The 24,037-nt window shown below is 40.2% G+C and carries 26 protein-coding genes; 17 read left to right on the top strand and 9 right to left on the bottom strand.

Annotated features, from left to right (window positions below):
* The first annotated feature begins 15 nt into the window (after positions 1-15).
* From EMK97_RS13370 to EMK97_RS13360, 3 genes are all read left to right on the top strand, one after another.
* On the top strand, positions 16-1,266 hold the full coding sequence (locus tag EMK97_RS13370; protein ID WP_130602980.1) for a pyridoxal-dependent decarboxylase, exosortase A system-associated: 1,251 nt from the start codon (positions 16-18) through the stop codon (positions 1,264-1,266).
* A gap of 116 nt (positions 1,267-1,382) precedes the next feature.
* Positions 1,383-2,207: a PEP-CTERM/exosortase system-associated acyltransferase gene (locus EMK97_RS13365; protein WP_130602978.1), complete on the top strand. Its 825-nt coding sequence runs from the start codon at positions 1,383-1,385 to the stop codon at positions 2,205-2,207.
* Between the two features lie 33 nt (positions 2,208-2,240).
* Positions 2,241-3,914: an FAD-binding protein gene (locus tag EMK97_RS13360; protein WP_130602976.1), complete on the top strand. Its 1,674-nt coding sequence runs from the start codon at positions 2,241-2,243 to the stop codon at positions 3,912-3,914.
* A gap of 82 nt (positions 3,915-3,996) precedes the next feature.
* On the opposite strand, the gene murA is transcribed toward EMK97_RS13360, so the two are convergent.
* The 7 genes from murA to mlaF form a co-directional block, all read right to left on the bottom strand.
* Positions 3,997-5,262, bottom strand: coding sequence for a UDP-N-acetylglucosamine 1-carboxyvinyltransferase (gene murA, locus EMK97_RS13355; protein ID WP_130602974.1), 1,266 nt, complete (start codon positions 5,260-5,262; stop codon positions 3,997-3,999).
* Between the two features lie 84 nt (positions 5,263-5,346).
* On the bottom strand, positions 5,347-5,610 hold the full coding sequence (locus EMK97_RS13350; protein ID WP_130602972.1) for a BolA family protein: 264 nt from the start codon (positions 5,608-5,610) through the stop codon (positions 5,347-5,349).
* A 35-nt stretch (positions 5,611-5,645) separates the two neighbouring features.
* Positions 5,646-5,939, bottom strand: coding sequence for an STAS domain-containing protein (locus EMK97_RS13345; protein ID WP_246028787.1), 294 nt, complete (start codon positions 5,937-5,939; stop codon positions 5,646-5,648).
* Between the two features lie 3 nt (positions 5,940-5,942).
* Positions 5,943-6,704, bottom strand: coding sequence for an ABC transporter substrate-binding protein (locus tag EMK97_RS13340; protein WP_130602970.1), 762 nt, complete (start codon positions 6,702-6,704; stop codon positions 5,943-5,945).
* Complete coding sequence (gene mlaD / locus EMK97_RS13335) at positions 6,697-7,170, bottom strand: outer membrane lipid asymmetry maintenance protein MlaD (RefSeq protein ID WP_130602968.1); 474 nt, start codon at positions 7,168-7,170, stop codon at positions 6,697-6,699. The genes EMK97_RS13340 and mlaD overlap by 8 nt, the downstream gene beginning before the upstream one ends.
* A 59-nt stretch (positions 7,171-7,229) precedes the next feature.
* On the bottom strand, positions 7,230-8,006 hold the full coding sequence (mlaE, locus tag EMK97_RS13330; RefSeq protein WP_130604484.1) for a lipid asymmetry maintenance ABC transporter permease subunit MlaE: 777 nt from the start codon (positions 8,004-8,006) through the stop codon (positions 7,230-7,232).
* Positions 8,006-8,836, bottom strand: a complete 831-nt coding sequence (mlaF, locus tag EMK97_RS13325; protein ID WP_130602966.1) for a phospholipid ABC transporter ATP-binding protein MlaF — start codon at positions 8,834-8,836, stop codon at positions 8,006-8,008. The genes mlaE and mlaF overlap by 1 nt, the downstream gene beginning before the upstream one ends.
* 293 nt (positions 8,837-9,129) lie before the next feature.
* Here mlaF and EMK97_RS13320 point away from each other — a divergent pair, with 293 nt between their 5' ends.
* From EMK97_RS13320 to mgtE, 12 genes are all read left to right on the top strand, one after another.
* Positions 9,130-10,116 (top strand): calcium/sodium antiporter, encoded by a 987-nt coding sequence (locus EMK97_RS13320; protein ID WP_130602964.1) that lies wholly within the window; start codon positions 9,130-9,132, stop codon positions 10,114-10,116.
* Between the two features lie 14 nt (positions 10,117-10,130).
* Complete coding sequence (locus EMK97_RS13315; protein ID WP_130602962.1) at positions 10,131-11,096, top strand: KpsF/GutQ family sugar-phosphate isomerase; 966 nt, start codon at positions 10,131-10,133, stop codon at positions 11,094-11,096.
* Positions 11,096-11,641, top strand: a complete 546-nt coding sequence (gene kdsC, locus EMK97_RS13310; RefSeq protein WP_130602960.1) for a 3-deoxy-manno-octulosonate-8-phosphatase KdsC — start codon at positions 11,096-11,098, stop codon at positions 11,639-11,641. The genes EMK97_RS13315 and kdsC overlap by 1 nt, the downstream gene beginning before the upstream one ends.
* The gene (gene lptC / locus EMK97_RS13305; protein ID WP_130602958.1) at positions 11,638-12,213 is read left to right on the top strand and encodes an LPS export ABC transporter periplasmic protein LptC; all 576 of its coding nucleotides are present in this window, start codon (positions 11,638-11,640) and stop codon (positions 12,211-12,213) included. Before kdsC ends, lptC begins: the two co-directional genes overlap by 4 nt.
* On the top strand, positions 12,197-12,778 hold the full coding sequence (gene lptA, locus EMK97_RS13300; protein ID WP_130602956.1) for a lipopolysaccharide transport periplasmic protein LptA: 582 nt from the start codon (positions 12,197-12,199) through the stop codon (positions 12,776-12,778). Before lptC ends, lptA begins: the two co-directional genes overlap by 17 nt.
* Positions 12,765-13,523 carry an LPS export ABC transporter ATP-binding protein gene (gene lptB / locus EMK97_RS13295; protein WP_130602954.1) on the top strand — a complete coding sequence of 253 codons (759 nt, stop codon included), beginning with the start codon at positions 12,765-12,767 and terminating at the stop codon, positions 13,521-13,523. The genes lptA and lptB overlap by 14 nt, the downstream gene beginning before the upstream one ends.
* A 62-nt stretch (positions 13,524-13,585) precedes the next feature.
* Entirely contained in the window at positions 13,586-15,091 is a 1,506-nt protein-coding gene (locus tag EMK97_RS13290; RefSeq protein WP_130602952.1) for an RNA polymerase factor sigma-54, read from the top strand.
* 34 nt (positions 15,092-15,125) lie between these two features.
* Positions 15,126-15,413: a ribosome hibernation promoting factor gene (gene hpf / locus EMK97_RS13285; RefSeq protein WP_130602950.1), complete on the top strand. Its 288-nt coding sequence runs from the start codon at positions 15,126-15,128 to the stop codon at positions 15,411-15,413.
* 19 nt (positions 15,414-15,432) lie between these two features.
* Entirely contained in the window at positions 15,433-15,885 is a 453-nt protein-coding gene (gene ptsN / locus EMK97_RS13280; RefSeq protein WP_130602948.1) for a PTS IIA-like nitrogen regulatory protein PtsN, read from the top strand.
* Positions 15,886-15,949: 64 nt separating this feature from the next.
* Positions 15,950-16,804, top strand: a complete 855-nt coding sequence (gene rapZ, locus EMK97_RS13275) for an RNase adapter RapZ (RefSeq protein ID WP_130602946.1) — start codon at positions 15,950-15,952, stop codon at positions 16,802-16,804.
* 16 nt (positions 16,805-16,820) lie between these two features.
* Positions 16,821-17,099, top strand: coding sequence for an HPr family phosphocarrier protein (locus EMK97_RS13270; protein ID WP_130604483.1), 279 nt, complete (start codon positions 16,821-16,823; stop codon positions 17,097-17,099).
* A gap of 185 nt (positions 17,100-17,284) precedes the next feature.
* On the top strand, positions 17,285-18,643 hold the full coding sequence (mgtE, locus tag EMK97_RS13265) for a magnesium transporter (RefSeq protein ID WP_130602944.1): 1,359 nt from the start codon (positions 17,285-17,287) through the stop codon (positions 18,641-18,643).
* 88 nt (positions 18,644-18,731) lie between these two features.
* Here the strand turns inward: mgtE and pmbA are convergent, their stop codons facing one another.
* Positions 18,732-20,093, bottom strand: coding sequence for a metalloprotease PmbA (gene pmbA / locus EMK97_RS13260; protein WP_130602942.1), 1,362 nt, complete (start codon positions 20,091-20,093; stop codon positions 18,732-18,734).
* Positions 20,094-20,192: 99 nt separating this feature from the next.
* On the opposite strand from pmbA, the gene yjgA reads away from it, so the two are divergent.
* Together yjgA and EMK97_RS13250 are read left to right on the top strand one after the other, a co-directional pair.
* The gene (gene yjgA / locus EMK97_RS13255; protein WP_130602940.1) at positions 20,193-20,705 is read left to right on the top strand and encodes a ribosome biogenesis factor YjgA; all 513 of its coding nucleotides are present in this window, start codon (positions 20,193-20,195) and stop codon (positions 20,703-20,705) included.
* Positions 20,706-20,743: 38 nt separating this feature from the next.
* Entirely contained in the window at positions 20,744-23,716 is a 2,973-nt protein-coding gene (locus EMK97_RS13250; protein ID WP_130602938.1) for a M6 family metalloprotease domain-containing protein, read from the top strand.
* Positions 23,717-23,823: 107 nt separating this feature from the next.
* Here EMK97_RS13250 and EMK97_RS19365 read toward each other — a convergent pair whose 3' ends face one another.
* Complete coding sequence (locus EMK97_RS19365) at positions 23,824-23,946, bottom strand: hypothetical protein (RefSeq protein ID WP_281274927.1); 123 nt, start codon at positions 23,944-23,946, stop codon at positions 23,824-23,826.
* Positions 23,947-24,037 lie beyond the last annotated feature (91 nt).

Genomic DNA, 24,037 nt, shown 5'->3' with positions numbered 1-24,037 from the left:
AAAAGAGACCAATTTATGAGTACTGACAAATCGTTAACAATAGAGCCAACTATCTTTAGTCAAGAGCAGCATGTGCTTAAGATAGGTAAGCACTTAGTGAGCAATATTGACAACATGTTAGGTAGCACACCTTTTTATGCCTACGATAAAGACAAAATTATCGCTCGCACTCAGCAGCTAACCAAGATATTACCTAAACAAGTAAAGCTACACTATGCCATTAAGGCTAACCCCTACCCAAGCCTAGTTCATTTACTATCTGATTATGTTAGTGGCTTTGATGTTGCCTCAAAGCAAGAGCTTTTACTGGCACTGCAAACCAAAATAAAACCGGAGCACATCAGCTTCGCTGGCCCTGGAAAATCACTGGCAGATATTCAGGCAGCAATAATCTCAGGTGTAACCTTACATATTGAGTCTGAAACAGAGCTTGCTAGAGTGATTGAAAGCGCCAAATCTTTAGCTATTTGCGCCAATATTGCTTTACGCGTTAATCCCAAGTTTGAGCTCAAGGCCTCAGGTATGAAAATGTCTGGTGGTGCTAAGCCTTTTGGTATTGATGAAGAAAATATTGGTGCAATCATCAAGGCGCTGCCTGCGCAATATATAAAGCTACGCGGCTTTCATATATTTTCTGGCTCACAAAATTTAAATGCTCAAGCAATTATCGAATGCCAAAAACAAACTTTTGCCTTGGCTAAACAATTAATCGACATAAGTAAAAATACACTCAATGAACAGCTAGATTATATTAATATCGGTGGCGGCTTTGGCGTCCCGTACTTTAAAGCAGAGCAGCCATTAGCTACGGATAAAATAATGGCCAATTTAGCAGAGCTTATCGCCTTATATAAAAGTACATTACAAAATACTCAAATAGTGCTGGAGCTTGGTCGATATTTAGTGGCAGAGGCGGGTGTTTATATTTGTAAAATCACTGACATAAAACACTCAAGAGGGACAAAATATTTAGTGTGCGATGGCGGCTTGCATCATCATTTAGCCAACTCAGGCAATTTTGGTCAGGTAATTCGTAAAAACTACCCGGTAGCGATTGCCAACAAAATGGCAACATCATTAGCAACAGAAGAAGTTAGCGTTGTCGGGCCACTGTGCACACCGTTAGATATTTTGGCGGAAAAAGTAACATTGCCCAAGGCTGATATAGGTGATTATTTTGTTGTTTTTCAATCGGGAGCCTATGGTGCAAGTGCCAGCCCGCAAGGTTTTCTGAGCCAACCAAAGCTGAGTGAAATACTGTTATAGCAACAATATTAAATTAAGCTAGCTAAAATTACGGCTATCTGTGGCAAACAGCTATAATGGTATTAGCAACTTGAGTAACATGATTGTTGCCATAACTTAATTAAGATGGAATTAAGATGAATTGGAATAAGCGGCTGCTAGAAACCCCTATTATTGGGGATTTAACAAAAAAGATTGCCTCAATTAAAGCAAGTAGAGAAGCGCATAGTATTGCCGATCACTTTACACAGTTTTTGCAGCCTCAAATAGCAACCGACCAAACCTTAAGAAACGAAGTCTTCAAAATTCGCCACAATGTCTATTGTGAAGAGCTCGCTTTTGAAGAAGTAAGAGACGATGGTCAAGAAAAAGACGAATTTGATGAGCAATCAATTTTTTCACTTATCAAGCATAAACCAACGGGAACCTTTACTAGCTGTGTGCGATTAGTTACCGCCAGCGGTCCTGATGAAAAACTTCCCATTGAAAAGTATTGCTTAGACTCAATTACCAATACTGACTTAAGCCCTGAACGCTTTAATCGTGCTGAAATAGCAGAAATTTCTCGTTTAGCCGTAAAGTCTGATTTTAGACGTCGTAAAAGCGATCAATTTAAAGGCTCAGGTACAGGTGTTATTAGTGAAATAAGCTACTCTGAAACCGAGCTGAGGTGTTTTCCATTTATCGCTATTGGCTTATACATGGCTGCGGCAACCATGGGCATGAATACTGGCATTCGACATGTCTATGTCATGATGGAGCCAAGATTAGCTCGCAGTATGAAATTTATCGGTATTACTTTTCAACAGCTTGGCGCCCCTGTGGATTATCACGGTTTAAGAGCTCCTTATTATATCAACCCTGATATTTTTATGAGTAATCTCTCCCCTGGCTTTCGCAGCCTATATGACACAATTGAAAAGGACATCTGCGTACAGCTAAGAGAATTACAGTTAATGTAACTTATCTGCACAGCCAATCTTGATGGAGTCTCCATGTCAGAGCAATTACTCACACTATTAACTGGTGTATTATCAAAAAACGCCTGTATTTCAACAGAGCCAGAAGTACTGGCAATGTACCTTCAAGGCACTGAAGGGCTTGAAAATTTTCAAGAAAAGAAACGTAATATTTTTGCCCTCATAAAGGTAAGTAAGCAAACAGATGTCAAAGCTGTTTTAACCTTAGCAAATGAGCTGTCAGCAAATAGCGAACTGCGCTTTACTTTATACCCAGTAAGCACAGGGAAAAATTGGGGTTATGGCACAAGTCAACCTGCTGAAATCGGCGAACATATTATTCTACTCGACCTCAGCTTACTTAATAATATTAGCTACTTTGATGAAGAGCTAGGTTTAGTAACGCTAGAGCCGGGCGTAACTCAACAGCAACTCAGTAATTTTCTCATCGAAAATGACTACCCTTATATGGTTCCCGTTACTGGTGCTGGCCCAGATTGCTCTATATTAGCGAACGCATTAGAGCGCGGCTATGGCATAACACCTTATACTGATCACTTTAGCGCTGTTAATAGCATTCAAGGTTATTGGGCTGATGGCAGCTGTTTCCAATCTGCGGTAAATACCTTAGATCAAAGCACTGAGCAAGTCGTTGATAAAACTTATAAGTGGGGCTTAGGCCCATATTTAGATGGGCTTTTTACGCAATCAAGTTTTGGCGTAGTAACACAAATGACCATTCGCCTTGCCAAAATAAAACCCGCGTTTACCTCATTTTTTATCCAGCTTGCTGATGATGAGCTTATGGAGCAAGCCATACCGCTTATTAGGAAAACCCTGCAAGATTATGAAGGCATTGTCGGCTCTATCAACCTGATGGATCAACGTCGTGTTTTATCTATGTTTGCTAAGAACCCTAATGGTAATGAGCAACACAAGGTCATGAGTGATAGCGATGTCAAACAATTGGCTAAACAACAGCAAACCCCGAGCTGGACTATTGTTGGTAGTATTTACGGTAGTAAAAGCGTGGTAAAAGCCGTTAAAACAGAAATCAATAATCTCTTTAAGCAAATTCCCTGCAAGCGAATTTACTCAACTAGCCCTGTGCTAGTGGTAGTAAATAAGTTTATTAACGCCTTACCTAAGTGGTTAGTCAAGCGAGTGGCTATATTAACTATGATTGCTCAACAAATGGACTCGTTTGATAAGGGTAAGGCCATCATGTTAGGTAGACCTAACAAAGTTGCCTTAAAGCTTGCCTACTGGCGAAACCCTGAAAGTGAGCAACTAGACCCTGAAGAGCTATCACCAAGTAACGATAACTGTGGCTTACTTTGGTATGCCCCGTTGATCACTATGAAAGCCTCGATCATGCGAGATTATGTGAATTTTATCCGTACGACTTGCCCTAAATACAACATCGAGCCTTTTATCACTTTTACCAACTTAAAGCATGATTGCGTTGATAGTACCATTCCAATTGTCTTTGATTTAACCAACCCAAAGGCGGTTGAAGATGCTCATAATTGTTTAAAAGAATTAGTCACTGAAGGTCTTAAAAAAGGTTTTGTCCCTTATCGATTAAACATAGATCAACAGCAATGGTTATTGGATAAAGAGCAGCCGTTTTGGCAAACAGTAAACAAACTAAAACAAGTACTAGATCCAAATGCTGTATTAAGCTTGGGCAGATATAACCCGAAATAAACAAGAAAAATAACCATAAAAAAAGAGCAACAAATAGGTTGCTCTTGTTATTAAATAACCTGAGGTTAAATAGCTTTAGCTATTATGCATCAGCACGAATGCGCGTAATGTCAGCACCAAGTGCTTGCAGCTTATCTTCTATGCGTAAATAGCCACGGTCGATATGATAAATTCTATCAACTTGTGTTGGTGATTTAGCAACTAACCCTGCAATAACTAGGCTAGCTGATGCTCTTAAATCAGTCGCCATAACCTGCGCACCATGAAGCTCTTCAACACCTTTAACAATAGCGGTATTGCCCTCTAAAGAGATATCTGCCCCCATACGTTGCAACTCTGGCACGTGCATAAAACGATTTTCAAAAATGGTTTCAATTACCGTCGCAGTACCTTGAGCTAACACGTTCATGGTCATAAACTGGGCTTGCATATCAGTTGGAAATGCTGGGTGTGGCGCAGTACGAATATTTACCGCTTTGGCCGGAGCTGACATTGAAAGTTCAATCCAATCCTCACCTGTCGTAATTTTAGCACCGGCTTCTTGTAGCTTGCTTAATACCGCTTCAAGTGAACTTGGATCAGTATTTAAACATTTAATATGTCCTTGAGTTACCGCCGCAGCAACAAGGAAAGTGCCTGTTTCAATGCGATCTGGCATAACACTATAATGCTCGCCATTTAACTCGCTAACACCTTCAATGGTTAAGGTATCAGTACCTGCACCAGATACTTTTGCCCCCATACCATTAAGACAATTGGCTAAATCAACAATTTCTGGCTCACGGGCAGCATTTTCAATCACGGTTGTACCTTCTGCTAAGGCTGCCGCCATCATAAGGTTTTCAGTACCGGTAACACTGACAGTATCCATAAAGATATTGGCACCCAATAAACGACCTTGCTTTTTCGCAACAATATAACCATTCTCGACTTCAATCTCAGCGCCCATCAACTTCAAGCCCTGAATATGTAAATCAACTGGTCTAGCACCAATAGCACAGCCGCCAGGCAATGACACTTCAGCATGTCCCATTCTAGCAAGTAAAGGGCCTAACACTAAAATAGAAGCGCGCATGGTTTTCACCAGCTCATAAGGCGCTCGACACAATTCAATGGTGCTAGCATCAATAGATAATTTATCATCAGCTAACCATTGGGTTTTAGCACCTAATTGTCCTAATAATTTAACCGTGGTTAAAATATCATTGAGCTGGGGAACATTAGAAAAAACTATTGGGGTTTTCGACAATAATGCTGACATTAAAATAGGAAGTGCGGCGTTCTTAGCCCCTGAAATAACAACTTCACCGCGTAGTGGTTTACCACCAATAACTTTAAATGCGTCCAAAATAACTTACTACTTACTAAAAAATTAAAAATACCGACCTAGTATACACAAAAGATAAAAAATCTGTAGTTTGCTTTAGTCAAACTAACCGTTGAGCATTTTATCTCGTTGCCATTGTGCTTTAGTAAAGGTTTTTACTGATACAGCATGAATAGTACCGTTTTGTATCACTTCAGATAACGGAGCTAATACCGTTTGTTGACGCTTTACTCGAGATAGTGTTTCAAAGAAATCACCAACGGCAATAATGGCGCATTGTGAGCCGTCAAACTTCACTTTTAGTTCATCTAGCTCTAAGGCATCATTAATTAGTTTTTCAACTAAAGCTTCAATTTCATTAATTTCCAATTTACTCTCCTAAAATACTACTTTTGTGGTGCCATTTATACTGGCAATAAACCTTGCACACCACTGAGTTCAATTAATTTATCTAATTTTTTTGGCAAACCCTGAAAGGTTAGCTGGCAGTTATGAGTAGCCGCTTGTTCTAATAGCAAAAATAACCAAGCTAATCCGGCGGTGTCAACATGAGTTACTTGGGAAAAGTCCAATTCAACCGCATTATGGCTAAAGACACTTTTCAACTCTTTATTAGCAACCTGCATAACCGTATGCCGCGTTAATTCTCCGCTAACATTTACATTGCTGCCATTCACAGCAAAAGTTACACTTTTCACCTGTTAGCCCTGCCCAGCACTTTTATTAGCCGCTGGTGCTGATTCTGTTTTCTTTTTATCTTTAAAAACAATATCACGCTCACTTTTCTTTCTTAGCATTTCGGTGACATAAGGCAGGCCTTTTTGTCTGATAATACTACCTAACTCGGCTTGCTTAGAGTCAAGCAGGCTAACACCTTCTGCGACCATATCATAAGCTTGCCATTGCTTAGTTTTCTTACTTTTACGCACTTTAAACGATACATCAATATCATCTCTGCCCGGCATAATCACTTTCGTATCAACGGCAACGATTTTCTTATCGGCAAAATCACGCTCAGGCGCAAACTCAACAAGCTGATTATCATATAAGGTAAAAACCTGTGCATATGAAGTCACTAAATACTCACGAAAAACTGGCACAAAAGCACGTCTTTGCTCATCTGTTGTCTTTTTAAGATGCTTACCTATTACTTTAAATGCTGAATACTTGTAGTTGATATAAGGCATCAACTCTTCACGGACAATATTTTTTAATATGTTTGGATTAGCCTGAATCGCTTTTTGCTCATCAGCAAAACGTTTAAAGGTAAGGCCTGCTACTTCTTTAATCATTAAATATGGGTTAGTTTTGTCAACAATCACTGTTGGTGTTGAACTACTTACCGCTGTGCTTGAGCTAGATTGAGCCATAGCACCATGAGCAAAAGTCATAAGCACTATGGCAATAAGTGCTCGGGGTTTAGCTAACAATTGCATTACATTTCTCTTTTTTTTGCTATTCATCACCACTTCCTTGGCTAAATAAAAACTGACCTATTAACTCTTCTAAAACTAATGCCGGCTTAGTGTCTTCAATAAAGTCCCCTGGCTGCAATGTATCTAACGATTCATCAATAAAGCCCGGCTGCAAACCGACATACTGCTCACCAAGTAAGCCTGAGGTTAATATGGCCACTGATGTCGCTTCAGAAAAGTTATTATATTGAGTATAGATCTTTAACGTCACTACTGGCGTGTAATCTTCTTCATCTAATGAGATATCACTAACTCGACCAACAACCACACCGCCAACTTTAACAGGTGAGCGCACCTTTAAGCCGCCAATATTGTCAAACTTAGCCAATAAATCATAACTTGCCCCATTGCCAGAAATACCCGTATTTGCAACCTTTAGCGATAATACCAATAAGGCAAGAATACCCAAAGCCACAAAAAGGCCGACCATTAACTCAATTTTTTTTGACACCATGTCATTCACCAAAACTTAAAACAATCACTGTTAACCGCATATTATATGTAGATGTTGACTTATTTAGTAAACATCAATGCCGTTAAAATAAAATCTAAACCTAATACTAATAACGAAGACTGGACAACCGTTGCAGTGGTTGCTCGGCTAATGCCTTCCGACGTTGGCTCACAATCGTAGCCTTTATAAACAGCTATCCAAGTCACCACAAAAGCAAAGACAACACTTTTAATGACACCGTTCATAATATCTTTATTAAAGTCCACTTGATCTTGCATAACAGACCAAAAAGTACCGCCATCAACACCTAACCAGTCAACCCCCACCAAATGAGCACCTAAAATACCCACCATAGAAAAAATTGCCGCTAATAAAGGTAAGCTAATAAAGCCAGCCCAAAAACGTGGCGCAATCACCCGACGTAATGGATCTACCGCCATCATTTCCAAACTAGATAACTGCTCAGTTACTTTCATTAAACCAATTTCAGCGGTAAGAGCTGAACCTGCTCGACCAGCAAACAGTATAGCGGCAACAACAGGGCCAAGTTCTCTTAATAACGATAAGGCAACCATAGGACCTAAGCTGGCTTCTGCACCATAACCAACCAAAATAGTATAACCTTGCAGCGCCAGTACCATGCCAATAAAGGCACCTGAAACGACCACAATAATCAGTGACATGACACCAACACTATAAAGCTGTTGCATCAATAATGGCGTACCTTTACGAACATTAGGTACATGCGTTAGCGATGAAACTAACAATAATACCGCACGCCCTAAGCCACTGATTAAGGCAATGGTGTGCCTACCTAAACGAATTAATTGCTGCATCATTTGCCTCCCTTGCTGCCTGATTTAATCATTTCACTACCATATTCAGGAGCAGGAAAATGAAATGGCACAGGACCATCAGCTTGACCTTGAACAAACTGTTTTACCAGTTCAGATGAATCTTGCCTCACTTGTTCAGGTGTACCTTGACCGATAATTTTTTGCTCAGCAACAATATAAATATAATCAGCAATACTCATCACTTCTGGCACATCATGGGAAACAACCACAGAAGTTAAACCTAAAGCATCACTTAAAGCGCGAATAAGACGAACAATCACCCCCATAGAAATAGGATCTTGTCCTGCAAACGGCTCATCATAAAGAATTAATTCTGGATCTAATGCTATCGCTCGCGCTAAGGCGACGCGGCGCGCCATACCGCCAGAAAGCTCACTAGGATGAAGATGTCTTGCGCCACGTAAACCAACTGCCTCTAACTTCATCAGCACTATTTTTTCAATTAATGCTTCCGATAAATCAGTATGCTCTCGAATAGGAAAGGCGATATTGTCGTAAACACTCATATCAGTAAAAAGCGCACCACTTTGAAACAACATACTCATGCGCTTTCGTGTTTCGTATAACGCCTTGCGAGATAACTGTGGAATATTGTTGCCAGCAAAATAAATATTGCCGCTATCTGGCTTAAGTTGGCCACCAATCAACCTGAGCAAGGTGGTTTTACCTATGCCACTAGGGCCCATAATTGCGGTCACTTTGCCTTTAGGTATGCTTAGGCTAATATTATCGTAAATAACCCGTTCACCGCGATTAAAGGTTAAGTTTTCAATTTCAACTAAATTGGCTGAAGTATCCGAATTTATCATGTGTGTAACGTCAATGTCTTATAGCGGCGCTGTAGAGGTTATTCAATTGTTGTCGATTTTACCTGAGCAACAACAATTGTTCATTAGAAATTCTTCAATATACCTAGAATAAATGTAAGAAAACTCTTCTCAATTGTAAGTAAGTGATCATTTTTAATGGTTTGACTGTCTAAAAGTAAGGCAAAATAAGACTTTTTTTACTAACAAAGCATTAAATACTTTTTTTTTGGTTCACAACCAGCGACAATTTACCCTTGTACCAATGAGAATTGGTATCCTTTGCGGAGTAATACATGTTAGAACAAGTTTTTATTTTAGTCGTTGCCTTAGTCGCACTAGTATGGAGTGCTGACAAATTTGTCTTTGGCGCCTCATCACTAGCACGTAATCTTGGTGTTTCACCTATGATTATCGGCCTAACCATAGTTGCTATGGGATCTTCTGCTCCTGAGATGATGACAGCAGCAACCGCTTCATTACAAGGCTCGCCTGATCTAGCTGTAGGTAATGCTATCGGTTCCAACATCACCAATATTGCCCTTGTTTTAGGTATTACAGCATTATTACAACCCTTATCCGTGTCATCACAAACCGTTAAACGAGAAATACCGTTAATTCTCATTATTTCGGCATTCGCCTACTGGATACTACTCGATCAACACTTTAGTTTCCTTGAAGGAGTTGAGCTGATGATAGGCTTTTTTATTTATATCATTGCTCTACTTGTTATTACCTTAAGACGCACTAAAGATAAACCAAGCGATGACCCTTTAGTGATTGAAGCAGAACAAGAAGTGGCAGAAGCCGTCGATATGAAACTATCCATTATGTGGTTAGTTGTCGGCGTGATCATTTTACCTATTAGCGCTAATTATTTAGTTGACTCATCTGTCTTTATTGCTAAAACCTTTGGCGTCAGTGATTTAGTTATTGGCCTCACCATAGTTGCCATAGGTACAAGTTTGCCAGAGCTAGCGGCAAGCATTATGAGTATTTTGAAAAAAGAAGATGACTTAGCGCTAGGCAACATTATTGGTTCTAATATTTTTAATATTTTAGCGGTTTTATCATTAGCGGGTGTTATTGCCCCAGGCAATATTAATGCGCTGGCCTCAACACGTGATGCCCCTTATATGCTAGGTGTCACCTTATTACTCTTTGTACTGTGCTTTAGTCGAAAGTTTGGTTACTTTAGAATTACTCGCGCCAAAGGTGCATTGCTATTACTGAGCTTTGTTGCTTATCAATTTTTACTTTTTGGTCAGTTAAATAATAACTAAGGTTGGTTTTTACTATGCATAACTTTAAACAGCTCGGCAAAAATGTCATCAACATTGAGCAAAAAGCCATTGCTGACTTGCTGCAATACATTGACGATAGCTTTGAGCAAGCCTGCCAACTTATGTATCAATGCCAAGGTCGCGTTATTGTTATCGGTATGGGCAAATCAGGCCATATTGGCGGCAAAATTGCTGCCACCTTAGCCAGTACGGGCACACCTGCATTTTTTGTTCATCCAGGTGAAGCCAGTCATGGTGATTTAGGCATGATCACCAGTGATGATGTTGTCTTAACAATTTCTAATTCTGGTGAAACAAATGAAGTACTGGCAATCATTCCGGTAATTAAGCGCATAGGTGCCAAATTAATCGCCATGACAGGTAATACAGAATCAACATTATCTCAATTAAGCGATACCCATGTTTGCATTAACGTTGCTGAAGAGGCATGCCCATTAGGCTTAGCCCCAACATCAAGTACCACGGCAACCTTAGTCATGGGTGATGCACTCGCGGTAGCTCTACTTAACGCCAGAGGCTTTACCGCCGATGATTTTGCCCTATCGCATCCGGGTGGTAGCTTAGGCAAGCGATTATTATTACGCTTAAGTGATATTATGCATCAAGGGGATAGACTACCTGTAGTGCAAGAATCAGCGCTTATTAAAGACGCGCTTGTTGAAATGTCGCTAAAAGGCTTAGGCATGACCGCGGTTGTTAATAATGAAAATACTCTAGTGGGTTTATTTACCGATGGCGACTTACGCCGTATTCTCGATGCCAAAATAGATATACATCAAGATAATATTGCTAACGTTATGACCAAATCTCCTTGCACCGCAAGTGATGAAATGCTGGCAGCGCAAGCGCTAAAAATTATGGAAGACAAAAAGATTAATGGTTTAATTATTGTTAATGATAAGAACCAACCTGTTGGCGCAATGAATATGCATGATTTACTTAGCTCTGGGGTACTTTAATGAATACCTTATATGGCAATGTGCCACAAGAAGTACTAAATAAAGCCAAAACGATTAAATTGCTCGTGTGCGATGTCGACGGCGTTTTTTCTGATGGCAGAATTTATTTAGGTAATGATGGCGAAGAGCTAAAAGCCTTTCACACAAAAGATGGTTTTGGCATTAAAGCACTTGGTGCTAGCGGTGTTGATGTTGCCATTATCACCGGCAGAAATTCAGCCATTGTTGCTAATCGGATGAAAGCCTTGAATGTAAAACATATTATTCAAGGGCAAGAAGATAAATTACCGGCACTACAAGCATTAGCAGAACAGTTAAACTTAGCAACGGATGAAATAGCCTATATAGGTGATGACGTACCTGACTTACCCTGTATTATGGCATGCGGCTTAGGTATTAGTGTTAACGATGCTCATCCGCAGGTAATCAACAATGCTGATTATATAACCTTTACCCGTGGTGGTTTTGGTGCTGTACGTGAAGTATGTGATTTAATCATGCAATGCCAAGGTAGCTTGGCACAAGCAGCGGGCGCTAGTATATGAACCGCTTGTACAGCTTAGCATTATTTGTTTTATTCTTAAGTGCCATAACCTATGGCATTATCGAATGGCGTAGTGCTTTAGTTGAACAGCAAGATGTTATCGATGATGAACTTTCACCTGATTTTATTGCCGAAACCCTAAAGAGTAATATTTATACCGATGCCGGCCAGCTTTCACATACCATTGAAGCTGATCGCATGGAACATTACTCTAGCTTAGCGGTAACCCACTTTGAACTGCCGAATTATACCTTGCACCCTAAAGACAATAGCGAGCCTTGGCAGTTAAGTGCAAACGAGGCAACACTATACAAAGACAATAGAGTAGTGTTAAATCATCGGGTACGATTAAAAGCTACTGATATAAATAGCATTGTAGAAGAAATACATTGCAAATATTTAGAACTGGATTTAACCACGAATATAATTAGCTCAGAGCAAACCGTCATGGTGCTAGGCAAAGATTTTACCATGTATGGCTCAGGTTTGATTATAGATCTCAACACTAAACAAATGACATTAACTGAGCATGTACGCACAATTTATAAAGAGAATCATGAACAATCGCTTTAATACTTCAGCTTTACTAGTGAGCTTATGCTTATTAACAAGCGCTGCCCTTAGCACAACAGCACTGGCTGCGAAAAAAGATCTAGAACAAGAGATTACCATCAAATCTCAACGACAAGCTGCTGACTTAAAAAACAAAATAGCTAGTTACCTAGATGATGTAAAAATCAGCCAAGGCTCGATTTCAATTACCGCTGATATTGTGCAGGTATTCAGTGATAAAGACGATAAAAGTGCTAAAAAAGCTGACATTTATATCGCCAAAGGCAAGCCAGCGGTATTTCAACAGCAACTTGAAGATGGCAGTTTAATTAGCTTACAGGCAGATGAAATAAAATATCAGCCTGAACTTAATACCATTACAGTTTCGGGTAATGCTTTGGTCAAACAAGCTGGTAGTGAAGTAAGTGGTAGTAAAATCACCTACAACACCTTAAGCGAAAAGCTAGAAGCTGAAAGTAATAACAACGAAACTGTTACGACTATTTTGCAGCCCAACGTCATTAAAAAGCAGCAAGCCAAGAAAGAAAAGCAAGACAAAGAAGGCGACAATAGTGACAAGCAATAGCTCATCAGCGCACAATAGTAAATCAACACTGATTGCAACGAACCTAGCCAAGTCTTACAAGAGTCGTCAGGTAGTTAAAAGCGTTAGCTTGCAAGTAGAATCAGGGCAAATTGTTGGCTTACTTGGCCCTAACGGTGCAGGAAAAACGACATCCTTTTATATGATTGTCGGCTTAGTGCCCAACGATCATGGTCAAATTATTCTCAATGATCACGATGTAACACTTGCGCCAATGCATGAAAGAGCTAGGCAAGGCATAGGCTATTTGCCGCAAGAAGCCTCTATATTTAGAAAGCTCACCGTGACTGAAAATATTATGGCTATTTTACAAACGCGTAAAAACCTTTCTAGCCAAGAAAAGTCTGAAAAGTTAGAGCACCTACTTGAAGAATTTAATATCTGTCATATAAAAGATAACTTAGGTATGAGCTTATCTGGTGGTGAAAGACGTCGTGTGGAAATCGCCAGAGCGCTGGCAGCTGATCCAGAATTTATCCTATTAGATGAACCATTTGCTGGTGTTGACCCAATTTCGGTTGGCGACATCAAAAAAATCATCATACACTTAAAGCAAAGAGGCATAGGGATTTTAATTACTGACCACAATGTTAGAGAGACATTGGACGTTTGTGAACACGCTTATATTGTCAGTCATGGAGAAATAATCGCAGAAGGCAATGCAGATCAAATTCTTGCTAATCAGAAGGTAAGAGATGTATACCTTGGCGAACAATTCACGCTATAGTTAGCAATGTAAAGTGTGACAACAAGAATTAGAATATAAGATTAGGAAAAAGTAACACCTAGATGCGCCCTACACTACAGCTCCGTATTGGACAACAATTAACAATGACTCCACAACTGCAACAGGCAATAAAACTGTTGCAGTTATCTACGTTAGAGTTGCAACAAGAAATCCAAGAAGCGCTTGAAAGTAACCCCTTGCTTGAAATTGAAGAAGGCCAACAAGGGGAAGTAAATTCCGAGCAGAATAACTTAGAAGAAGCGTTTTCCGCAGAAGCTAGCTCAGATATTACCAGTAGCAAGGATACAGATGAAGCCATTGCCAGTATTGATGAAATCAGCACGACTGAAGCCATGGAGAAAAGCGATATTCCTGAAGAGTTAAACATAGATACCACTTGGGAAGAAAGCTATAGTGCAGGCGTATCAAATACAGGCGCTGTCAGCAGTCCTGCAGATGATTATACCTATCAAGGGGAAACCACCGACTCTATTCAAGATCACTTATTATGGCAAATGGAGCTAACTCCATTTACAGATACCGATAAAACTATCGCAACAGCTATCATAGAAGCGGTTGATGATGCTGGTTACTTAACGGTTTCCAGCGAAGATATTCTTGAAAGTGTCGGTTTAGAAGACATTGAACTTGATGAAGTGGAAGCGGTATTAAAACGCATCAATATGTTCGACCCTATTGGCGTTGCCGCACGCTCAATTCCCGAATGTTTAACCATACAGCTAAATCAATTTGATCCTGAGACCCCTTACTTAAAAGAAAGTAAGCAAATCATTAACGATCATATTGATTTATTAGGCAATCGCGATTATCGCCAATTAATGCGTAAAACTAAGCTTAAAGAAGATCAACTACGCGAAGTTATGCGCTTAATTCAAAGCCTTAACCCTAGACCTGGCGATGCCGTCATTAAAAGCGATGATCAATACGTTATCCCTGATGTATCAGTTGAAAAGAAAAATGGTCGCTGGGTTGTTGAGCTTAATTCAGACACAGCACCTAAACTGTCTATCAATCAGCAATATGCTGCCATGACTAAAACTATGAAGTCTTCAACTGATGGGCAATTTATTCGCGCTAATTTACAAGAAGCGAAATGGTTCATTAAAAGTTTAGAATCACGCAACGATACCTTACTTAAAGTATCGAACTGTATCGTGCAAAGACAACAAGGCTTTTTAGAGCACGGCGAAGAGGCTATGCGCCCTATGGTGCTTAATGATATTGCCGAAGCCGTTGATATGCATGAATCGACTATTTCCCGTGTTACCACACAAAAATACATGCATACGCCAAGAGGTATATTCGAACTAAAATATTTCTTCTCAAGTCATGTTAGCACTGAAAATGGCGGCGAATGCTCATCTACAGCCATTCGTTCATTAATTAAAAAGCTGATACTAGCCGAAACACCAGCCAAGCCATTAAGTGATAGTAAAATGGCTGATTTACTTGCTGAACAAGGCATTAAAGTAGCGCGACGTACCATTGCCAAGTACCGAGAGTCTTTGGCAATCCCACCGTCAAATCAACGTAAAAGTTTATTGTAGAACACTAATTCAAAAACAAAAAAGGATACGACTTATGCAAATTAATCTTTCAGGTCATCATGTTGAACTTACCGACTCATTACGTGAATACGTCAATACAAAATTTGCCAAATTAGAACGTCACTTTGATCAAATTAATAACGTTCACGTTATTCTAACTGTAGAAAAACTGGATCAAAAAGCAGAAGCAACGGTACATATGAAGGGTGGTGAAGTATTCGCGTCTTCTGTAAATGCTGATATGTATGCCTCAATTGATACCTTAGTAGATAAGCTAGATCGCCAAATTCTTAAGCACAAAGGTAAAGTAGCGAGTCACTAATTCCTTTCTTATTTAAACTATGAAATTACAAGAAATTCTTTCACTGAACTGCACATCCTGTGCAGTTCCAGTGACAAGCAAAAAGCGCCTATTAGAACAAATTTGTCAGCTTGCAGCCGTTGAAATAGGCAATGCTGATCCAAGTGACTTACTCGATAGCTTACTTGATAGAGAAAAAATGGGTAGCACAGGCATTGGCAACGGTATCGCTATTCCACATGGTCGCTTGAGCAATAGTCATAAAGCGGTCGCAGTACTTATTACAACCGAAAAAGCGATCGATTTTGACGCCATAGATAACCGCGATGTTGATGTCTTTATCAGCCTATTTGTACCAGAAGATAGCTGCCAAGAACACTTAGAAACCTTGCAATGTATTGCAAAACTGTTTAGTAATAAACAAACTATTAAGCAAGTGCGCAAATGCTCAAACGATAAGCAGCTATATGACCTTATCCAGCAAGCCAGTTAAATTAAATTGCTATTACTAACGGTATTAGTACAGACTAATCAAGTAAATACAGGCATATCTTGCTATGAAATTAATTATTGTTAGCGGCCGTTCAGGCTCAGGAAAATCAGTTGCGTTACGGGTGTTGGAAGATCTCGGCTATTATTGCGTTGACAATATTCCAGTCAATTTACTACCGGCCTTAACTCACACTGTTATTAACGACTATGAAACTGTCGCCGTTAGCCTAGATGTGCGTAATTTACCTAACGATCCACAAGATATTCCCGAAATTATCGGCTATTTACCCAATGCGGTTAATGTTACCACTCTGTATTTAGATGCTGACGATAATGATTTAATTCGCCGTTTTAGCGAAACACGACGCTTACATCCTCTTATCAAAGAAAATATCGCCTTAGATCAAGCTATTGCTCTAGAAAGAAAGCTGTTAGAGCCTATTTCAACCAGTGCCGATCTCTATATCAATACCAGTCAATTAAGCCCACACCAACTGGCTGATTTAGTTAGAGAACGGATATTAGGTAAGAAAACTGGCTCTATGGTGTTAGTATTCCAATCATTTGGCTTTAAGCATGGTATTCCCGTTGATGCCGATTATGTTTTTGATGCCCGCTTCTTACCTAACCCGTTTTGGGAAAAAGACCTTAAAGGAAAAACAGGGTTAGATCAGGGAGTAAAAGACTTTCTCGCCAGCCAGCCGATAGTGACTAAATTTGTCTGGCAAATTAATAGCTTTATGATGACTTGGTTGCCTCACCTTGAACGTAACAATCGCAGTTATGTCACCATTGCCATTGGCTGTACCGGTGGCAAACATCGCTCTGTTTATATTGCTGAATTACTCGCCAGCAACTTTAAAAAGGAACGTGACGACATTCAAAGTCACCACCGAGATATAGATTTAAAGTCAACCTAGCTTAGGAAAAAGTGTGATGACAAACCAAGTGAGCCAACAAGTTACTATTTGCAATAAGCTAGGATTACACGCTAGAGCGGCAACTAAACTTGCCCAGCTAAGTCAGAGATTCAGCTCAGTTATCACATTAGAGCTTGATGGCAAACAAGCAGATGCGAGCAGTATCATGGCACTTATGCTGCTCGCTGGCGGTAAAGGAAAAACCGTGAATATTACTGCCCACGGCGAGGATGCCGAGCAAGCTCTCACGGAAATATGCCAATTAATTTCAGATAAATTTGACGAAAGCGAATAGCCCCTTCGAACAAAAAACCGCCTTGCAGCATTAGCCAGCAAAGAAAAATGCTGATAAAACCACAGACTTACGATAAACTTAAGCTCAATACCAAGTAGCAGCAATCACAGGATATTTCGATTGCTAAACCTGTTTCCTTTTCCGTTACAGCAACGCCTTAGTTGTTATTAATAAACAGAGTCGCTATGCCAGAAACTACAGAGCAAGAATACAATCAGCAAAGACTACAACAAGTTAACGAAGCACTTGGTAGTGGTATGTTTGTCTATGTGCGTAAATTATTACAGCACATGCCAGCCTATGATCTTGCTCTTATTCTCGAATCTTCACCCGCTAAAAGCAGACCCGTACTGTGGCAATTAATTGATCCAGACTTTCACGGTGAAGTACTAGAAGAGCTTAATGAAGAAGTTCGTAAAGGCATCTTAAAAAGTATGCGTCCGGAAAAGCTGGCTGCTGTTGCAGAAGGCATGGACGTTGATGATTTAGCTGAAGTCCTTAGAACACTGCCTGATAGTGTCTACAAAGAAGTACTCAACTCGATGGACTCACAAGATAGAAGTCGAGTAGAAGCTGCACTATCGTATGAGGAAGATACCGCTGGCGGTATCATGAACACCGACACAATTACCTTGCGTCCCGATGTTAGTGTTGATGTGGTATTACGTTACTTACGTTTAAAAGGTGAACTGCCTGAATCAACCGATTCATTTTACGTGGTTGATCGCAATAACCACTTTATTGGTGCCGTTTCCCTAGCCGCCATAGTGACGGCAAAGCCTGAAGTTATTGTCTCTACTCTTATTGATGATGAGGTAGAGGCGGTACAAGCAGATATGACCGAGCAAGATGTCGCACAGCTATTTGAACGTCATGACTGGTTTTCCGCACCTGTTATCGATGAAGAAGGCCATTTATTAGGTCGTATTACCATAGATGATGTTATCGATATTATCCGTGAAGAAGCTGAACACTCCATGATGAGTATGGCGGGTTTAGATGACGAGGCCGACACCTTTGCCCCAGTAATTAAAAGTACTAAACAACGCTCACTCTGGTTAGGTGTTAACTTAATCACAGCTTTAATGGCTGTAGCAGTAACCAGTATGTTCGAAGAAATTTTCGCTCAGCTAGCAATTCTTGCGGTATTAAACTCATTAGTACCTAGCATGGGTGGTGTTGCCGGCAATCAAACCTTAACCTTAGTTATTCGTGGTATCGCCTTAGGACATGTTGGTGAAAGTAATGCTAAAGCACTGTTAACTAAAGAGGTTGCTATAGGATTTCTAAATGGCATTATCTGGGCGGTACTGATTGCCAGTGTGGTCGCACTATGGAAGCAAGATTTTATGCTTGGTGGAATTATTGCCTTTGCCATGCTGATGAACATGACAGCCGCAGGCCTTGCTGGGGTAAGTATTCCGCTTATTCTTAAACGTATGAATATTGATCCTGCCCTAGCTGGCAGTGTCATCATCACCACAGTAACCGATGTTGTTGGTATCTTTGCCTTTTTAGGTACTGCCAGCCTATTGCTAACCTAGCAAAAGCTTTATTAGGCTAAGCCGTTATTCACTTATAACCTGCTCAGCCTAACTAAGTAACCTGAGCTAGGCTTAAGTACTCTATCTACTAATGACCTGCCACTTGCATTTCATCAATTAAAATTGAACCTGTTCTTATGCTGCCACGCATATCTACATCTGAGCCAACCGCAACAACACCTTTGAACATCTGCTGTAAATTACCTGCAATAGTAATTTCACTTACAGGGTAAGCAATCTCGCCGTTTTCTACCCAAAAACCTGCAGCGCCTCGTGAATAATCACCATTTACCACATTAACGCCTTGGCCCATAAGTTCAGTTACCAATAAACCTGTACCCATGGTTTTTAACATGGCATCGAAATCACCTTGGTGTCCCTGTGCAGCCACTAACCAGTTATGGATACCACCAGCATGACCTGTGGTTTGTAAACCAAGTTTTCGCGCCGAATAGCTAGTAAGTAAATAGGTTTGCAAACAGCCCTGCGAGATAATTTCTCTATCTTTAGTCAGCACACCTTCATTATCAAAAGCGCTACTAGCTAAGGCTTTAGTAATATGTGGCCTTTCACTGATATTTAAAAAGTGCGGGAAAATATCTTTACCTAAAGCGTCAAGTAAGAATGATGATTTTCGATATAAATTACCACCGCTTATGGCCGCAATTAAATGTCCCCAAATACTGTTGGCAATATCAGCACGAAATAATACCGGCACTTTAGCTGTGGTTAACTTTTGTGCATTTAAGCGCGACAACACCTCTTGTGATGCCTTAACACCTATTTGTTTAGCGCTATCAAGCAAAGTGAAATCACGATTCACGCTATACGCGTAATCTCTTTGCATATCATTGTTATCACTCGCTATCATAACGCAGCTTAAACTGTGGCGTGAGCTTGGGTAACTCACTAACTGCCCATGGCTATTACCATACACTTTAAAGCCAACAAAGCTGTCTAAACTCGCGCCATCCGAGTTGGTGATACGCTTATCAACAGCAAGTGCACTTTGCTCGCACTCGGTTGCCAATGCGATTGCTTGCTCAGTTGTTAATTCATGCGGGTGATACAAATCTAAGTCTTGCGGCTGCATCGCCAATAAATCTTTATCGGCTAAGCCAGCACAGTCATCAACAGAAGTATACTTAGCAATATTAACCGCCGCTTGTACAGCCTGTGCTAATGCCTTTTCTGACAAATCAGCGCTCGATGCACTACCTTTTCTACCCTGTTGATAGACAGTGATCCCTAAAGCACCATCGTTGGTAAACTCAACATTTTCTACTTCCCCCATACGGGTGCCAACACTTAAGCCTTGTTGTTTACTCATAGCGACTTCCGCGCCATCAGCCCCTAAGCGCTTAGCTAAGTCGAGTACTGTGGCAACACGCTCTTCAACTTTGCCTATTTGCTCAGTTAATTGATCTTGTTCTTTGCTTAATGTGGTCATATTTCGTCTACTTATTACTTACTTTTCGTCAGATTTAGCATGTTGCAGCAATAGTGATATAATTGCGTTTTATCCTAAAAACATGCCAGTACTATTATTATGCCCCACTCAGCAAACGATATCGACGACTTAGAGCAAGAATTAAAAAGTAAAACCGAAATAAAACGTGAAATGCACGAATTGCAAGCCTTTGCCCAGAAGCTTGTGGAAATGTCAAAGCACCAACGTAGTCGTCTACCTCTATCTGACGATCTTAAAGAAGCCATGGTTGTTGCAGATAAAATAACCAATAAGCATGAAGCGCTACGTCGCCACATTCGCCATATCGCCAAAATATTACTGGAAACAGATCTAGCTCCCATCCATCAAGCACTTGATGTTATGGCAAATAAACATCAGCAAGAAACAGCCAAGTTTGTTCGATTAGAAAGCCTACGTGATGAACTGATTGAAAAAGGCTCTACCGCCATTGAAGCGCTATTATCAGAAAACCCCACCATGGAAAGACAAAAATTAAGGCAATTAGTCAGGCATGCCAGTAAAGAGAAGAAAGCAGAAAAACTCGGCAAACATTACCAAAACTTATTTGCTTACCTAAAAGAAAACAGCTAATAATTATCATTAAAAATACAAGCAGTAAAAGGAATACTATGGCAACAATCAAAAAAATGACTGGCTTGTTGATTGCTTTGAGCTTACTTTCAATGTCAGCTCAGGCATTACAACCACCAACAAAAGAACAGCTAGAAAAATACAAAAGCCAAGGTATTTTAAAAGAAAAAATTAGCAAAGCTAAAGCTTACGGCAACCATAAGCCCAAAGCTGGCCTAAGCCAATTAGCTCATCAGAAAGTAAGTAAAGCTGCTGGATATAGCAATTATGCTGGCCCGCAAATAACTCCTTGGGATAATGGCTTTGCTAGCCATGGTACACAAAAAACTTTTACCTTGCTGCTCGCCTTTGAAGATGCCCCTGCGCCTGAGCATCAATCAAAAGAGGTTATTTATAATCATATTCATGGTGATGGCGATCCTGCTAGATATCCTAATGAAAGCCTCACTAACTTTTATAAGCGTTCCTCATACGGGCAGCTTACCATAACGGGTGATGTACTTGATTGGTACACCACGCCATATCCTCGTGACGAAGTCGTTAGCGAGCGAGATGTGATTAAAGAAGCGCTGCAATATCATGCTAATCAAGGCGTAGATTTTAGCCAGTATGATAACGACGGCGATGGTGATATCGACTACTTCTCAGTTATCTGGACAGGTGAAGTTGGCGAATGGGCCTCTACTTGGTGGGGTCATCAAACCTCGTTATACGATCCTGACTTTAAACTATCAGGAAAAACCTTTGGTACGTACTCATGGCAATGGCTAAGTTGGGATAACGCCAATGATGATTTTGACCCACAAGTGCTTATTCATGAAACTGGCCACGCACTAGGCTTACCAGATTACTATGATTATGATGTCGATGTAGGCCCAGCGGTTGAAATTCCAGTTAATGATATGATGCGTAATAACTTGGGCGATCATAACTCATTTTCGAAATTCTTATTAGGCTGGATTACCCCTAAAGTCGTTGGCTCTGGTTCAGAAACCATTAGTTTAGCACCATCAAGCACCAGTGAAGATGCTCTCATCATCATGCCAGAGCTTACCTTAGACAAAGGCTTAAGTGAGTATTTTGTTGTTCAGCACAGAGATAGAGAGTTAAACGATACTCATATGAGTAGCGCTGGCTTATTAATATGGCACGTAGACGCAACCTTAAAATACGGTAACTTTGAATTCAACAATAGTTATAGTGATCACCATTTAATCAGATTGTTATCGGCCAATGAAAACCACTATTATCTAAGCGAGCACGAACTAACAACGCTAACAACACCGAGTAGCCAAAGTTACAGAGATAGAAATCAAGCAGTCGAAATTACAGATATAACCCGAACAGATGACACTTATACCTTACAAGCAAGTATTGTAAATATTCCACAGGTGTCACTTGAAGGTATCGAGTATTTACAAAGTATCAATCAACTAGACAGTATCAGTGTCTCTGTTAACTCTGTAGAGACGGTAACTAAAGTCGTACTTTCACTCAATGATACTGTACTTGCTGAAGACTTTCAGGCCCCTTATGAATTTGATATAAGTACAACAAGCATCGAACCAGGTAATGTAACTATCAAGGCAGAGGCTTTTACTGCCATTGCTAAAGGTAGCAGCTCAGTCACAGCATTAAAACTACCCGATGAGCCTAGCTTAGTCGTTGTTAACTTGGCATATATGCCACAGCTTGAAAATACTTTGCATAACTTTATTAAGCCTATAACAAGCTTTGATGATATACCTTTAGTTTCACCAGCAGATGCTCCAGCCATGTTTATTGTCGATCACGATTACGAAATATTGTCTGATGAGCAAGCAAGTCGTATTCAAGACTACATTAACGCTGGCGGTCATTTATACTATGAGAACCTTGAGTGGTATTGGGATCGCGACTTAGTCAATCAAAAAGTTAGCTTTCTTGGCGTTGAAGCAACAGGGCAATGGTCACAATCGATTACGGCTATTTCTGGCGCAGAAGGTTCGATTGTTGAAGGTTTAACATTCCAAGCTCCAGAAGAGTATTACCTTTTTGCAGAAGTAAAAGGCTTAGATGGTGAAGCCAACGCAAAACCTTTATGGACTGGTGATGATGGTAACTTCAGTAACACTGCCGCGAATCAAATAGGTACAGCCAAAATTATTGCCACCTCGGGCGCTTTTTCCTGGTTACCATCTGATCTAACCATGACAGTGATGGCAAAATACCTTGATTACTTTGGTTTAGACAGTAGCACTAAACCTATGTCAATATCAGTTGGCGCACCTGAAATAACCACAATTGAAGAAGCCAATACTGAGGTTGACTTTACCATTAGCCGATTATTTGATGATGGCACCGATTCAAAAGTTAATATTGCCATAACTTCTGAGCATGCTATTGCAGGTGTTGATTATCAAGCACTCACCTTTGATACCATCAGCTTCGCCAGCGGTGAGTTAACTAAAACTGTGACCGTTTCTTTATTGGATGATTTTATCGTTGACGGCAATAAAGTGCTTAGCCTCACTATTTCAGGTGATAACCTTGATGAATCAACTCAATCATCAGCTGATATTACCATCACAGATAATGAGCATCGCGGTTTAGTTCAATTTAAACTTAGCAACGTGACTGTTGCTGAAAATGCAGAAACTATCACGGTTTTAGTTGAGCGAATTGATGGCATTGATGATGAGCTGAGCTTTGCAATTAATACCACAGATGTCAGTGCCAAAGCTGGACAAGATTATATCGCGATTAATGAACAAGTAACCTTAACCCAAGGGCAAGTCGAATTCACGGTTACCTTTGATATCATTGACAACAATGTTCACAACGCAAACAAAACCTTTACCCTGTCATTAACCGGCGAGCATATTGCCGATAATGACATGATGACAGTCACAATCATAAATGATGACGCTGCCCCAGTAACAGAAACAAGCTCATCTTCTGGCGGCGGCTCGAGTGCGCTTATTACCCTGCTACTTTTAATCGCAAGTTGCTTAAGAACAAAGCCGTACTAGGCAATACTAGGCAAGCTAAGCTCAGTCTTAATATGACATAGCACAAACAAAAATGGCGATAAGTACTAACTTATCGCCATTTTTTATATCTCTTTGCTTATCAAATACTAAGCTAATACTGTATACCAGCCCATTAACATAGGCAGTAATGGAAATGCCACTAAGGCTGCCAAAATCATAAATAAGTGACGCTTTGATGAGCTATCTTTGAATTCTTCGTTTTGTGACATCTTTATTTTCCTATACAGCAAATTGCCCCTAAGGGCTTAAAAGATGCGCATCATACCGACAATTCATCAAAATGAACAGTTTTTTTGATCT

Source organism: Litorilituus sediminis, assembly GCF_004295665.1.
Taxonomy (GTDB): domain Bacteria; phylum Pseudomonadota; class Gammaproteobacteria; order Enterobacterales; family Alteromonadaceae; genus Colwellia; species Colwellia sediminis.
Note: the sequence above shows the minus strand (reverse complement) of the source record. Positions and strands in the feature narration are given on the sequence as shown.